The organism is Labrys monachus, assembly GCF_030814655.1.
Lineage (GTDB): Bacteria > Pseudomonadota > Alphaproteobacteria > Rhizobiales > Labraceae > Labrys > Labrys monacha.
In genome coordinates this window covers 1,437,266-1,451,530 of the sequence record NZ_JAUSVK010000001.1, presented here as the reverse complement: position 1 = coordinate 1,451,530, position 14,265 = coordinate 1,437,266, and the positions used below count along the sequence as shown (strand labels likewise).

Below are 14,265 nucleotides of genomic sequence, written 5' to 3'. Positions count from 1 at the left end.
CCGCGCCCCTCCGCGCCAGGGCCGTAACCTTCGAGTGGAAATCGTCCCGTGACGTTGAACTCCGATCGCACCTCGTCCGCACCAGCAACTGGACGCTCCATGGATATCGCATCGCGCCTGCATTCGCTCCGCGGATCGCTGGCGGGCAAGCGTCGCCTGCGCGGCCTCGCGCCCCTCCTCGTCCTCATCGTGCTCTGCATCCTCATCAGCCTCGCCAATCCGCACTTCATCGAAGTGCGCAACCTGATCAGGGTGGCGAATTCCGCCGCCGTCCCGCTGACGCTCGCGATGGGAATGACCTTCATCATCCTGCTCGGCAGCATCGACCTGTCGGTCGAGGGCGCCGTCTCGATCTCGGCGATGGTGGTGGTGCTGCTGGCGGCGAACGATCTCAACACCCATGATTATGGCTGGCTGGCGGCGCTCGCGGCCGTCGTGGCGAGCGCCTTCATGGGCTTCGTCAGCGGCGTCGTGCAGACCCGCATGCGCATCCCCTCCTTCATGGCCACCCTCGGCACCTGGTTCATCGGCCTCGGCATTTCCGTCTACATGCTCGGCGGATCGGCGGTCCGGCTGATGGACCAGAATCTGCGCGCTCTGGCCCTGACCAGACTGTTCGAGGTGCCGCTGGCCGTCTGGGTCGCCATTCTCGTCTTCGCCTTCGCCTTCCTCATCCAGAACTACACCCGGCTGGGGCGCCACATCATGGCGATCGGCGGCGGCGAGGACGTCGCCGAGCTCTCCGGCATCGATCCCTCGCGCGTCCGCATCGCGGCCTTCACGCTGGCCGGCATCTTCTACGGCATCGCCGGCGTGCTCTCGGCCGCCCAGCTCGGCCAGTCCAATGCGGTGATCGGCGACGGGCGCCTCTTCGCCTCGGTCACCGCCGTGGTCGTCGGCGGCACGGCCCTTACCGGCGGGGAAGGCGGGGTCGTCAACTCGCTGATCGGCGTGCTGATCGTCACCGTGCTCTCCAACGGCATGATCCTGCTCGGCATCTCCCCCTATGTGCAGCAGACGGTGCAGGGCCTGATGATCATCGCCGCGGTCGCCCTGTCGCTCGACCGTTCGCGCCTCAAGATCGTGAAGTGACCGCCATGCTCGCAGCCGCACAGATCAGCAAGTCCTTCGTCGGCGTCCCCGCGCTGAGGAACGTCGACATCGAGATCCGGCCGAACGAGGTCGTCGGCCTGATCGGGGAGAATGGCGCCGGCAAGTCGACGCTGATGCGCATCCTCGCCGGCACGCACCAGCCGGATTCGGGTTCGCTCAAGCTCGACGGCGAGCCGCTGCGCCTGCGCAACGCGCGCGACGCCGCCGTGCACGGCATCGGCATGGTGTTCCAGGAGCAATCTCTGCTCCTCAACATGTCCGTGGCGGAGAACATCTATCTCGGCCAGGAAGCGCAGTTCACGCGCTTCGGCCTCGTCGACTGGGGCGCCATGCACGCGGCCGCCCGCCGTCAGCTCGCCAAGATCGGCGTGGAGGTCGATGTCGCCCAAAGGACGTCGGAGCTCACTTTCGCCGTGCGCCAGATGGTCGAGCTCGCCAAGGCGCTGACGCTGGAGGAAAGCACCAACCGGCAGCTCGTCATCCTGCTCGACGAGCCGACCTCTGTCCTCGGCAGCGCCGACATCGACACGCTGTTCGCCCGGGTGCGGGCGCTCAAGTCGAGGGCGAGCTTCGTCTTCGTCTCCCATCGCCTCGACGAGGTCCTGCGCATCAGCGACCGGGTCTACGTCATGAAGGACGGCCAGGTGGTGGCCGAACACGAGGCAGCCGCCGTGACGGCGCCGCAGCTCCACGAGATCATGGTCGGGCGCGGGCTGCATACCGAATATTACAAGGAGGCCTGCCAGCAGCCGCCGCAATCGGAGATCCTGCTCGAGGCCGGCGCTCTCGGCCTCGCCGGAGCGTTTCGTGGCGTCGACTTCAAGCTGCACGCCGGCGAGGTGGTCGGCATCGCCGGCGTCGTCGGCTCGGGTCGCGAGGAGGTGACGCGCTGCGTCGGCGGCTTCCTCACCCCGAGCGAAGGCGAATTGAAGGTGGCGGGCCAGGCCGTCCGCTTCGCCACGCCCGAAGGCGCGGTCCAGCGCGGTATCGGCTACATCCCGCGCGAGCGGCGCGTCGAGGGGCTGGTGATGTTCCTGTCCATCGCCGTCAACATCACCCTTGCCAACCTCGACAGCGTCATGCGCCGGGGCGCGATCGACCATCGCAAGGAGCGCAGGCTCGCGCAGGACTGGATCCGCCGGCTGCGCATCAAGGCGCCCGGGCCGGACATCGCCTGCCGCAAGCTCAGCGGCGGCAACCAGCAAAAGGTCGTGCTCGCCCGCTGGATGACGGCCGGTTCGCGCATCCTCGTGCTCGACCACCCCACCCGCGGCCTCGACGTCGGCGCCAAGGAAGAGGTCTACGAGCTGATCCGCGACCTTTCGGCCCAGGGCGCCGCCATCCTGCTGATCTCGGACACGCTGGAAGAGACGATCGGCCTCTCCCATACGATCCTCGTCATGCGCGACGGCGAGATCACCGCCCGCTTCGACGCCTCCGCCGGCCACAAGCCGGACCAGGTCGAACTTCTCCGCCAGATGGTCTGAACGACACACCGAGGACAGGACCCGATGACCTTTCTCGCCAATCTCCGCCCACGGAGCGGCTCCTATGGATGGCTGCGCGACGCGGCGCCGCCGGCGCTCCTGATCGCGCTCATCGCCATCGTCGAGATCGGCGCGCCGGGCTTCGTCACGCCCGAGACGCTGACCGTGGTGCTCTCCGACACCGCGGTGCTGTTCATCCTCGCCGCCGGGCAGACCTTCGTCATCCTGATCGGCGGCATCGATCTTTCCATCCAGTCGGTTGCCTCGCTGGCGAGCGTGGTGCTGGCGCAGCTGCTGCCCTCGATCGGCCTGTTCGCCTTCCCCGTCGCGGTCGCCACCGGCTTCGTCTTCGGCCTCGCCAGCGGCTATGTGCATGTGCGGCTGCGCGTGCCCTCCTTCGTGGCGACGCTCGCCAGCGGCGGCGTCGTGTCCGGCCTCGCCCTGCTCGCCGCCCATGGCCGCTCGATCACCATCGAGGAGGCGAGCCGCCTCGACACCGCCTGGATGAATCAGAGGATCTGGGGCGTGCCGGTGGTGGTGATCATCGCGCTGCTCGTCGGCCTGCTCGGCTATCTCGGCCTGCGCTATACCAAGTTCGGGCGCCACAGCGTCGCCGTCGGCGCCGGGGAACCGGCGGCCTGGGCGGCCGGCATCAACGTCGACCGCACCAAGATCACCGCCTTCGCGATTTCGGGCGCCCTCGCCGCGCTCGCCGGCGCCATCCTCGCCTGCCGCCTGTCGAGCGGCTCGCCGATCCTGGCCAACCAGCTGATGCTGCCCGCCATCGCGGCGGTGATCGTCGGCGGCACCGCCATCACCGGCGGGCTCGGCGGCGTGGTCCGCACCGCCATCGGGGCCCTCATCATCTCGATCGTGCGCATCGGCATGACGTTCGTCGGCGTCAACATCTTCGCCGAGAACATCGTGTTCGGCGCCGTGCTCGTGGTCGCCGTGGCGATCACCATCGACCGCAGCAAGATCGACGTCATCAAATGAGAACGCGAGGCAAGCGCTGGCCGCCTCTCCCTTCGGGACGGATGTGGGGCGCCGCGGGAACGGGTGGACGATGACGCTGAAGCTCGACAAGGTCAGTCGCGGCCCGCATCTGTCGACGCTCGTCGCAAGCTCCATCACGCGCGAGATCGCGCAGGGCCGGCTCCGGCCGGGCGACCAGTTGCCGACCGAGCAGGCGCTCGCCACCACCTTCGGCGTCAGCCGCAACGTCGTCCGCGAGGCGATCGCGCGACTGCGCTCGGAAGGGCGCGTCTGGTCGCAGCAGGGCCGCGGCGCCTTCGTCGCGGATTCGGCCAATGCCACCGTGCTCACCATCGACTACGACGCCCTGGAGAAGGGCGACGCCTTCCGCCATCTCTTCGAATTGCGCGGCATCCTCGAAGTGGAGGCGGCCGGCCTCGCCGCCGGGCGGCGCACCCCCGAGGACATCGAGGGCATGCGCCGCACGCTCTCCATCATGACCGACGTACCCTATGGCAGCCTTCAATGGCTGCGGACGGATCTCGAATTCCACCGCGCCGTCGCCCGGGCCACCGGCAACGCCTATATGGTGCAGTTCCTCGGCTTCGTTTCGGAACGCGTGCGCGAAAGCATCCTCGCCTCGGGCAACCGCCACCGGTCCGACGACATCGCCCTCGCCACGCTCGCCGAGCATGAAGCCATCCTCGCCGCGATCGAGGCCGGGGACGTTCCGCGGGCGCAGGAAGCCATGCGCAGCCATCTCGCCGGCGCGGCACAGCGCGTCGACCCGCATGCCGGCGGACGCCCGGAACCGAGGCTCGGCCGCAACGGAGCGCGGTGAACGGCCGCCTCGCGACTTCCGCCGCGACGCACGAACCCGTTCGCAAACACAGCCCGGGACGAGCGAAACCATCCCGGGCGGTTCGGACCTCAGACTGCCGCCGGAGCGGCCGCTCCCTGATCGACCAGCGACACGCCGTTCAGCGCGGCGACGACATCCGACAGGGCAGGCACGAAGGCCTCGCCTCGGCCCATGGCGACCGCGGCCGCGAAGCCGTTGCGCACCGCCGCGCCCATCGGGTTGGCCGCGCCGCTCGCATGGGCGAAGGAGGCCAGATAGGTCATGTCCTTGAGGGCGTTCTTCATCGCGAAGCGCTGGGCGTTCTCGTCGCGGTTGAGCACGAATTCGAAGAAGGCCTGGTAGAAGCTGCAATCCATGCGCCCGCCGCGGACGACGCTGTCGAACACTTTCGGCGTCAGCCCGGCCTTGGCGCCGAGCATCAGCGCCTCCGAATAGATCGCCGAATAGCCCATCGAGATGAAATTGTTGAGGAGCTTCATGGTGTGGCCGCTGCCGGTCGGTCCGGTATGGATGATCCGCCCGGCAAAAGCCGCGAGTACCGGCCGGGCGCGCGCCACGTCGGCCTCCGCGCCGCCCGCCATGACGTCGAGCGTGCCGGCGGCGGCTTCCTTCGGCGTGCGGCCGAGCGGGGTGTCGATCAGCGTGATGCCCTGCCCGGCGAGGTCCCCGGCCAGCTGGATGGTGGAGGCGGGATTGGACGTCGAGCAATCGAGGATGAGCAGCGGCTTGCCGGCCGAGGCGAGGCCGCCGGGACCCCTGACGATCTCCTCCACCTGCGGCGAGCCAGTCACGCACAGGATGACGATGTCGCTCGCCAGCGCCAGCTCCCTGGCGCTCCCGGCCTCGGTCGCGCCGGCCGCCACCAGCCTGTCGACGGCCTCGCGCCGGGCATGGGCGAGGACCGCCAGCGGCCAGCCCTTGGCGAGCAGGTTCGCCGCCATGGCCGATCCCATCATGCCCAATCCGACGAAGCCGATCCGCTCTTTCATCGCTGTCTCCCTGGAGGCGTGTTTTCGCAGGCGGTCAAGCCGCACGGCCGCCGCCCGTGTCGGCATCGAGGGATGCCGACACGGAATTCATCGTATAACCATACAAATTTTCTGTCGCCAGAAAAAAGGTCCGTCGGCGTCGCCATGTCGGGAAGCCGCTCCGGCTCGGCGCCCTCGCGAGGCCAGAGGCTGCCTATTCCTGGTGGCGGCCGACCATTTTGCGATAGCGCTCCTGCCCGGCTTCCAGATGCTCCCTCAGCCTCAGCCTGGAAGCCGCGGGATCGCCGCTCTCGATGGCGTCATAGAGCCGGCGATGTTCCACCTGCACCTGTTCGAGATAATGCCGGCGCTGCCCGGGAGTCTCGGCTTCCGGCCGCACCGACTGGCGGGGGATGATGACCGGGCCGAGGAAATGCATGAAGCGCTCGAAATAGGGATTGCGCGTCGCCGAGGAAATGGCGCGGTGAAAGGCGAAATCGGCTTCCACGGCCGATTCTCCCGCCGCGATCGACGCGTCGATCGCATCGAGCCAATGGCGCATCTGCGCCAGGTCTTCGGCGGTTCGCTTCTCCGCCGCCAGGCCTGCCGCCTCGGTCTCGACCGCGAGGCGCAGCTGCAACACGTTGAGCACCTCGACCAGCGAGCGCATCTCCTCCGACACGATACGGAAGGCCCTGCTCGTGCCGTGGTCGGCGACGAAGACGCCCGAACCCTGCCGGCTGACCACCAGCCCCTCGGAACGCAGCGAGGCCATCGCCTCGCGGATGACCGTGCGGCTCACCTGGAAGCGGGCGATGAGTTCCTGCTCGGTCGGCAGTTTCTCGCCGCTGCGCAGCCGGCCGGCGCGGATTTCCCGCGCGAACCACTCGGCAACCTGGGCCGTGCGGCTGACGGCGGGCGGCAGGGACAAAGGCGGGATCGACATGCGCGACATGCCACCTCAATACACGCCAATGTCAGCGCTGTCTTGGCAAAACGATATTGGTATTGTTATAGGACGAATAGTCGGCCGCGCGCCCTGCCCCATCGACGAACACCCCTGCCGCCGAGCGCTGCTCTCGCGGGATCGCCAAAGGAACCGCCCTTGTCCCGACCTCTCAAGCCCGTGCTGCTGACGGGAGCCTCCGGCACGCTCGGACGCCTGCTCGCCCACCGCCTCGCCGCGCTCGGCTGGACGCTGCGGCTGACTGATATCAGGGATTTTCCCGACCCGCTTCCCCCCGGCGCCGCCTTCGAGCGTGCCGACCTCGAAGAGGGCGGCGCCGTCGGAGCCCTCGCACGGGGATGCGGCCTGATCCTCCATTTCGGCGGCATTTCCACCGAACATCCCTTCGACACGATTCTCGGCCCCAATCTGCGCGGCAGCTTCAACATCTACGAAGCCGCGCGGCAGGAAAAGGCCCGCGTGGTGTTCGCCTCCTCCAACCACGTCTTCGGCTTCTACGAACGCACGGTGAAGCTCGACCAGGACGATCCGATGCGGCCGGACGGCTTCTACGGCCTGTCGAAGGCCTATGGCGAGATGCTCGCGCGCGTCTATTGGGAAAAACATGCGGTCGAGAGCGTCCTCATCCGCATCGGCTCGGTGCTGCCGGAGGTGCCGAACGAACGCATCCTCTCGACATGGCTGTCGCATGACGATTTCGTCGCGCTCGTCGAGCGTTGCGCGGAGGCGGACAAGGTCGGCTGCACCGTCGTCTGGGGCGCCTCCGACAACAGCCGTAGTTTCTGGAACCGCGACGGCCGCGCGGTGATCGGCTGGCGCCCGCGCGACAGTTCCGACGACCAGGCCGAAAAGGTGCGCGGCAAGGTGACGGACGATCCGGTCACCGAGCGCTACCAGGGCGGCGTGTTCGTGCGGGCGGACTATTCGCGCGAGGATTTCCCGCCGGCGGAGATGTTTCCCTCCCCCGCCAATCTGCCGCCTCGGGATCTGGAATCCTGATTCGCCCGGTACCGGCATTCGGTCAGCGCGCCTCGATCACCTCGTCATCTCGGCCGAGGCGTGCTGACGCCAGAGACGCCTCTGCCGACGAGATCGGCCTTTCGGTCTTCAGCCCTATGACCATGACCGATATGGCCATGACCGGTCTTTCAGCGAGGTCCTGAAGCCCGGATATGATCGCGTCGCGCCGTTCGCCAAGCCGATATGCGTCGCCGAACTCGGCTATTCCGGCGACGAACACTATAACCGGAGCTGGGCGCAGGCCGTCGCCATGAAGGATCCGGCTTTTCCCCGCCTGGATTGCATCGTGTATTTCGACGAGCGGGAGCCTTACGCTCGGCCTGCGCCTTACGGCAAGCCAGACTGGCGCGTCCGGCCGACGGAAACGAACTGACCGCCTCGGCTCCAGGCAGGCGACCGGCCGCATGATGCCAGCCGGCGCCGCCCGTCGCTGAAACTGTCAATCGTCCGCCGACAGCCGCGCCGGGAATCCCGGCGCGCGCAGCTCGTCGCCGGTGGCGTCTTCCAGCAGCTTGACGATCATCGAGGACCAGGCGCCGCCGCCATAGCGGGTGCGTCCTTCGATGAAGGTCTGCTCCATGGCGGAGGCGAGCTTCAGGGGCACGCCGAGGCGGCGGCCGATCTCCATGGCGAAGCCGGCATCCTTGCAGGCCAGGTCCATGGTGAAGCCGATGTCGTAGCTGCCGTTGAGGATGACCTGGCTCTCGGTCTCGTGCACGAAGCTGTTGCCGGAGCTGGCGCGGATCGCCTCGAAGGCGGCGCGCAGGTCGACCCCGGCGCGCTTGCACAGCATCAGCGCCTCGCCGGCGGCGATGAGATGGATGAAGGCGAGCATGTTGGTGACGACCTTGGTCACGCTCGCCTGTTCGAGGCCACCAAGGAAGATCACTGATCCGCCCATGGCGCGCAGCGCCGGCTCGTGGCGCTCGAAGGCCGCCTGCGGGCCGCCGACGAGGACGGTGATGTCACCTCCCTCCGCCTTGTGGACGCCGCCGGTGACCGGGCAGGCGAGCGTTTCCACGCCCTTCGCCGCCGCGCGCGCGGCGAGGTCCTGGATGACGGGGAAATCGTTGGTGCTCATCTCGATCCAGGTCGCGCCGGGGCGCATGGCCGGCAGGGCCGCTTCCAGCACGGCCTGCGAGGCCTTCGGCGACGGCAGGCAGGTGACGAGCGCATCGACGTCCTGCACGGCGGCCGCGGCGCCATCGGCCCAGCGGGCGCCGGCGGCGACCAGCGGGTCCGCCGCCTTGCGGTCGAGATCGTGGACCGTGACGTCGAAGCCCTTGCGCACCAGGCTTGCCGCCAGATGGCGCCCGAGATGGCCGAGGCCGATAAACGCGTAACGCATGAAAGTGTCCTTCAGCCGAGCGGCTGCTCCGTCATTTCCAGATGAAGGCGCCCGTCCGCCGGATAGGGATGGGCGAGCGCCACGGTTTCGTCGAGTTCGACGCCGAGCCCGGGCGCCGTCGGGGGGATGACATGGCCGTCCTCCCAGAGGATCGGCGTCTTCAGCAGTTCGGCATGGAAGCCGCCCCAGCGCTCGATGCTCTCCAGGATGAGGAAATTCGGGATGCAGGCGGCGAGCTGGATGTTCGCCGCCCCCACGATCGGCCCGCAATAGAGATGCGGCGCGATCTGCGCGTAATGCGCCTCGGCCATGCCGGCGATCTTCTTGGCCTCGAGCAGCCCGCCGACGCGGCCGAGATTCATCTGCAGGATGCTGGCGGCGCCGGTCGCCAGCACGCGGGCGAACTCGTATTTCGTGGTCAGCCTTTCGCCGGTGGCGATCGGGATGGTGGTGGCATGGGCCACCTTGGCCATCTCCTCGGGCATTTCGGGCGGCACCGGCTCCTCGAACCAGAGCGGATCGTAGGGCTCCAGCCGCCGGGCGAGGCGGATGGCGCCGGACGTGGTGAACTGGCCGTGCGTGCCGAACAAGAGGTCGGCCTTCGTGCCCACCGCCTCGCGGATCAGCCGGATGAAGCGCTCGGACAGCGCCAGCGATTCGAGGTCCGGCTGGCGCGGGTCGAAGGCCGAATAGGCCCCCGCCGGGTCGAATTTCAGCGCCGTGAAGCCCTGCCTCACATAGTCGGAGGCGCGCTCGGCCGAGCGTTCCGCGTCGTGATAGACGGCGTCGCTCTCGCCTTCCTCCGGATAGATATAGGTGTAGCTCCTGAGCCTCTCCCGCACCTTGCCGCCGAGGAGATCGTAGACGGGACGGTTCGCCGCCTTGCCGGCGATATCCCAGCACGCCATTTCGAGGGCGCTCATCACGCCCATCAGCGACGGGTCCGGCCTGAGGGTGAAGCCCGACCCGTGGACACGGCGCCACAGGCTCTCGATCCGCGTCGGATCCTCGCCCTCGAAGCGCCGCATGAACACGTCCTCGATCATGCGGGCGACGACATGCGGCCCGAAGGTCGCTGCATAGGCCTCCCCGACGCCCTCGATGCCGCAGGCTGTGCGCAGTTTGAGGAAGACAAAATACCGGCCGCCATAGCCCGGGGGCGGATTGCCCACCACGAAGACGCGGACGCTCTCGAGTTTCATGGCGATCTTCCTCTGCGTGGGAGCATGTCTCAGGCCGCGCCCGCATCGTGCAGGATGAGGTCGGCCGCCTTGTGGGCGACCATCATCGTCGGCGCGTTGGTGTTGCCGGAGGTGATGGCGGGAAACACCGAGGCATCGGCCACGCGCAGCCCGTCCAGGCCGTGGACGCGGAGCGACCCGTCGACCACGGCATTGCCGGCGTCGGAGCCCATCCTGCAGGTCCCGACCGGATGGAAGACGGTGCCGCAGCGCCGGCGGAAATCGGCCAGGATCGCCTCGTCGTCCATGGCCTCGATGCCGGGCGCGATCGGCTCGGCGATCAGCGCCTGCATCGCCCTCGTCCGCACGAGAGCCTGGAGCAGGCGCCCGCCGGCGACGACGTCGTCGAGATCCTTCTGCGTGGACAGCGAATTGGGCCGGATGCGCGGCGCCTGCCTCGGATCGGCCGAGGCGATGTCGATGCGCCCTCGGCTGGTCGGGCGGGCCGGCTGGTAGGAGAGGATGAAGCCGGAGAAGGGATCGGGGTTGAGCGAGGGGCGCTCCGACGTCCTCGCCTCGATATAGGTCAGCGGATTGAAATAGAGCTGGAGGTCGGGCCGCTGGCTCGCTGCGCTGGAGCGGACGAAGCCGCCGCATTGGTTGACGCTGAGGCTGAGGGGTCCGCGCCGGCTGGCGACATAGCGCAGGCCCGCCCGCATCTTTCCGTGCCAGGGATGGAGCTCGTCGTTGAGCGTCGGCTCGCGCGACTTGTAGTAATAGGTGACGGCGAGATGGTCCTGCAGGTTGCCGCCGACCGCGGGGCGGTCCAGGCGGACCTCGATGCCCTGCTCCCGCAGCGTCGCGCCGGGGCCGATACCCGACAATTGCAGCAATTGCGGCGAGTTGACCGCGCCGGCGCTGAGGATGACGGCGCAGCGCGCCGCGGCGCTCCTCGCCTCGCCGTGGTGCTCGTAGTCGACGCCCCGGGCGCGGCCCTGCTCGATCGCGATGCGCGTCACCAGCGCCCCGGTTTCGAGCCGGACCTTGGCGCGCTTGAGCGCCGGCCGGAGGAAGGCATCGGCGGCCGAGCATCTGAGCCCGTTCGGCCGGCGCGTGATGGCGTAGACGCCGACGCCTTCGGGCGACGGGCCGTTGAAGTCCTCGGTCAGCGGCAGGCCGATCTCGCCGGCGCTCGCCAGGAAGTGGCTCTTGAGCGGATGCACCTCGTCGCGGACGTCGGCGACGGCGAGGGCGCCCGGGCCTGTCCGGCGCCCGGCACGGTCGATGCGGCCTTCGAAACGGGAAAAGACCGGCTCGACATCGTCCCAGCCCCACCCGGCATTGCCCTCGGCCCGCCAATCGTCGAAATCCTGGGGAAGGCCGCGGCAATAGACCAGGGCATTGATGGAGCTCGATCCGCCGACGACCCGCCCGCGCGGCCAGTAGGCCGGACGTCCATCGGCGCCCGGGTCGGGCTCGGCCTGGTATTTCCAGTTGACGCGGCCGTCGAGGAACGTGCGTCCGTAACCGATCGGGGTCTTGATCCAGAAACGGCGGTCATGCCCGCCCGCTTCGAGCACGAGCACGCTGTACCTGCCGCTTTCGGAGAGGCGGTCGGCCAGCACGCAGCCAGCCGAGCCGGCGCCTACCACGATGAAATCGAACGTCTCCATGTTCCGTTCCATCGTCCGGAGTTCAGCACCGCTATATTGCAACGGCGCGACGCTAGAGCCTCGCGGGCCGCAAGGCAAATGAATCGGCGGGCCTTCCCGGAGCGTGTGCGCCCGGGTCGCATCTTCCGTATCGGCAATGACGGCCCGCTCCGGGCCAATGGGAAGCGGGACAGCGCGGGCGGCGCGGCCGCATCCGCACGAACGGCTTGACGACGGGCGGGGTGTATCCGCTATAGCCGGGCTCGCGGCCCGCGGCCGCACCCTGCCAGCCTCGCCGGAGGAGCGATATGAGTGACGCCGAGGCCGAGTTGCGCAGGGCCCTGCTTCTGCTCGAGACGCCGCCCCCGGCCATCTCGCAGGCCGAAGCGGCCGACGCTGCCCTTCGGCATTACGGGCTCGTCGGCGACATCACCCCCCTTTCCGGCGAGCGCGACCGCAATTTTCTGCTCCGCCCGCCCGGCAGCCAAGCCCTGGTGCTGAAGTTCAGCAACCAGGAGGAGGACGAGGCCGTCCTGGCCTTCCAGATCGCGCTGCTCCGCCATGTCGAGCGGGAGCGGCCCGCCCTCGCAGCTCCGCGCCTGCGGGCCACGCTTGCCGGCCCGGATGTTGCGACGGTCAGCACCGCCGCCGGCGCCGAGGTGGCGCTGCATGCCGTGACATTTCTGCCCGGCGTCTGCGCCCAGGGCGTGGCGAGCACGGAGGCGATGCGCCGGAACATCGGACGGGCACTCGGCGAGCTGGCGCAGGCCCTCGCGACCTTCCGCCATCCGGGGGCCGACCGCGTCCTGCTCTGGGACATCATGCGCGCTCCCGGGCTGCGGCCGGTGCTGTCCTGCGTCCAGGATGGGACGCGGCGCAGCTTCATCCAGCGCTTCCTCGACCGCTTCGAAACCGACCTGGCGCCCCGTCTCGCCCCGCTGCGGCGGCAGGTGATCCATAACGATCTCAGCGCCAGCAACCTCATGCTCGCCTCGACCGAATCTCACGTGGTCACGGGCATCCTCGATTTCGGCGATGCCGTGTTCGCTCCCATGGTCAACGACCTCGCCGTCGCCGCCTCCTACCACCTGCAGCTCGGCGAGCGGCCGCTCGATGCCGTGGCCGGCATGGTGGCGGCCTATGAGGCGGTGACGCCGCTGCAGGACGAGGAACGGGCGATGCTGCCCGACCTCATTCTCGCCCGCCTCGTCATACGCACCGTCATCAACGAGTGGCGCGGCGCCCGCTTTCCCGAGAACCGGACCTATATCGAGCGCAACATGCGCCAGGCCTGGACCCTGCTTGACCAATTCATGGCCATGCCCGATGCATCGCGCCGGGACATGGCTGCCCAGAGCTTCCAGCACCGGAGAATCTCGTGACCGCAGAGGCCCCATCCGTTTCCGCCGCCGACGGGCTTCTCGCGCGCCGGCGCCGCCTGCTCGGTCCCGCCTACCGCCTGCTCTACCAGGATCCCGTCCATCCCGTGCGCGGCGAGGGCGTCTGGCTCTACGACGCCGACGGCAACGCCTTCCTCGACGTCTACAACAACGTGCCTTCGGTGGGCCATTGCCATCCGCGCGTCGTCGCCGCGCTGGCCGAGCAGGCCGCTCGGCTCAACACCCATACGCGCTACCTGCACGAGACGGTGCTCGACTATGCCGAGGCGCTGCTGGCGACGTTCCCCGACGAGATCGGCCATGTCATGCTGACCTGCACCGGCAGCGAGGCGAACGATCTGGCCGTGCGCGCCGCCCGCGTGTTCACCGGCGGCACGGGCTTCATCGTCACCCGCTTCGCCTATCACGGCGTCACGGTCGCGGTGGCGGAGATGTCGCCGAGCCTCGGCGCCGGCGTGCCCCTCGGCGCGCATGTGCGCACGGTCGCCGCGCCCGACACCTTCCGCCGGACGCCGGCCGAAGCCGCGGCCGGGTTCGAGGCGGACGTGCGCGCCGCGCTCGCCGACATGCAGCGCCATGGCATCAAGCCGGCGGCGCTGCTCTTCGACACCGTCTTCGCCAGCGACGGCGTCTTTCCGGCGACCGGCATCGTCGACGGCGCCGTCGCCGCCATGCGGGAGGCGGGCGGGCTCTATATCGCCGACGAGGTGCAGGCCGGTCTCGCCCGCACCGGCTCCCACATGTGGGGCTTCGAGCGCTACGGCATCGTGCCGGACCTCGTCACCATGGGCAAGCCGATGGGCGACGGCCATCCGATCGCCGGCATGGCGGCGAGACCCGAGATCCTCGCCGAGTTCGGGGAGCGGACGCGCTATTTCAATACTTTCGGCGGCAATCCCGTTTCCGCGGCTGTCGGCCTCGCCGTCCTCGACGTGGTGCGCGACGAGGGGCTGATGGCCAATGCCGCCCGCGTCGGCGCCTATCTGGCGGACGGCCTGCGTGCCCTTCAGCAGCGCCATCCCTCGCTGGGCGACATCCGCGGGGCCGGCCTGTATGTCGGCATGGAGATCGTCGAGGACGATGCGGCACGCAGCCCCTCCCCCGCGCGGACGACGCGCCTCGTCAACGACCTGCGGCGCCGCGGCGTGCTCGTCGGCATCAGCGGCGCGCATGCCAACGTCGTGAAGGTGCGCCCGCCCCTGCCCTTCTCGACGGCGCATGCGGACCTGTTCCTCGAGCGCCTCGACGCCTGCCTCGGCGCATGAGCCCGCCGCATCCGGATTTTCACAGGA

13 protein-coding genes are annotated in these 14,265 nt (G+C 68.9%); 7 read left to right on the top strand and 6 right to left on the bottom strand.

Going from position 1 to position 14,265, the window contains the following annotated elements; translation table 11 throughout:
* Nucleotides 1-99 precede the first annotated feature (99 nt).
* From J3R73_RS06410 to J3R73_RS06395, 4 genes are all read left to right on the top strand, one after another.
* On the top strand, nt 100-1,092 hold the full coding sequence (locus J3R73_RS06410) for an ABC transporter permease (RefSeq protein WP_307423921.1): 993 nt from the start codon (nt 100-102) through the stop codon (nt 1,090-1,092).
* Nucleotides 1,093-1,097: 5 nt separating this feature from the next.
* Nucleotides 1,098-2,600 carry a sugar ABC transporter ATP-binding protein gene (locus tag J3R73_RS06405; protein WP_307423918.1) on the top strand — a complete coding sequence of 501 codons (1,503 nt, stop codon included), beginning with the start codon at nt 1,098-1,100 and terminating at the stop codon, nt 2,598-2,600.
* 24 nt (nt 2,601-2,624) lie between these two features.
* Complete coding sequence (locus J3R73_RS06400) at nt 2,625-3,596, top strand: ABC transporter permease (RefSeq protein WP_307423916.1); 972 nt, start codon at nt 2,625-2,627, stop codon at nt 3,594-3,596.
* Between the two features lie 70 nt (nt 3,597-3,666).
* Nucleotides 3,667-4,416: a FadR/GntR family transcriptional regulator gene (locus J3R73_RS06395; RefSeq protein ID WP_307423913.1), complete on the top strand. Its 750-nt coding sequence runs from the start codon at nt 3,667-3,669 to the stop codon at nt 4,414-4,416.
* An 89-nt stretch (nt 4,417-4,505) separates the two neighbouring features.
* Here the strand turns inward: J3R73_RS06395 and J3R73_RS06390 are convergent, their stop codons facing one another.
* Entirely contained in the window at nt 4,506-5,426 is a 921-nt protein-coding gene (locus tag J3R73_RS06390) for an NAD(P)-dependent oxidoreductase (protein ID WP_307423909.1), read from the bottom strand.
* A gap of 193 nt (nt 5,427-5,619) precedes the next feature.
* On the bottom strand, nt 5,620-6,360 hold the full coding sequence (locus J3R73_RS06385) for a FadR/GntR family transcriptional regulator (protein WP_307423907.1): 741 nt from the start codon (nt 6,358-6,360) through the stop codon (nt 5,620-5,622).
* A gap of 150 nt (nt 6,361-6,510) precedes the next feature.
* On the opposite strand from J3R73_RS06385, the gene J3R73_RS06380 reads away from it, so the two are divergent.
* On the top strand, nt 6,511-7,371 hold the full coding sequence (locus J3R73_RS06380; protein ID WP_307423904.1) for an NAD-dependent epimerase/dehydratase family protein: 861 nt from the start codon (nt 6,511-6,513) through the stop codon (nt 7,369-7,371).
* Between the two features lie 22 nt (nt 7,372-7,393).
* Here the strand turns inward: J3R73_RS06380 and J3R73_RS06375 are convergent, their stop codons facing one another.
* Genes J3R73_RS06375 through J3R73_RS06360 form a run of 4 tightly spaced genes read right to left on the bottom strand, consistent with a single transcriptional unit; the run spans nt 7,394 to nt 11,594 of the window.
* Nucleotides 7,394-7,798 (bottom strand): hypothetical protein, encoded by a 405-nt coding sequence (locus tag J3R73_RS06375; RefSeq protein WP_307423901.1) that lies wholly within the window; start codon nt 7,796-7,798, stop codon nt 7,394-7,396.
* Nucleotides 7,799-7,831: 33 nt separating this feature from the next.
* Nucleotides 7,832-8,740, bottom strand: a complete 909-nt coding sequence (locus J3R73_RS06370; protein WP_307423897.1) for an NAD(P)-dependent oxidoreductase — start codon at nt 8,738-8,740, stop codon at nt 7,832-7,834.
* Nucleotides 8,741-8,751: 11 nt separating this feature from the next.
* Nucleotides 8,752-9,942, bottom strand: coding sequence for a mandelate racemase/muconate lactonizing enzyme family protein (locus tag J3R73_RS06365; protein WP_307423894.1), 1,191 nt, complete (start codon nt 9,940-9,942; stop codon nt 8,752-8,754).
* A gap of 29 nt (nt 9,943-9,971) precedes the next feature.
* Nucleotides 9,972-11,594 carry a GMC family oxidoreductase gene (locus J3R73_RS06360; protein WP_307423891.1) on the bottom strand — a complete coding sequence of 541 codons (1,623 nt, stop codon included), beginning with the start codon at nt 11,592-11,594 and terminating at the stop codon, nt 9,972-9,974.
* 287 nt (nt 11,595-11,881) lie between these two features.
* On the opposite strand from J3R73_RS06360, the gene J3R73_RS06355 reads away from it, so the two are divergent.
* A complete protein-coding gene (locus tag J3R73_RS06355) occupies nt 11,882-12,955 on the top strand; it encodes a phosphotransferase (RefSeq protein ID WP_307423888.1) in 1,074 nt (357 codons plus the stop codon).
* Complete coding sequence (locus J3R73_RS06350) at nt 12,952-14,238, top strand: aspartate aminotransferase family protein (RefSeq protein ID WP_307423886.1); 1,287 nt, start codon at nt 12,952-12,954, stop codon at nt 14,236-14,238. The genes J3R73_RS06355 and J3R73_RS06350 overlap by 4 nt, the downstream gene beginning before the upstream one ends.
* The last annotated feature ends 27 nt before the right edge of the window (nt 14,239-14,265 follow it).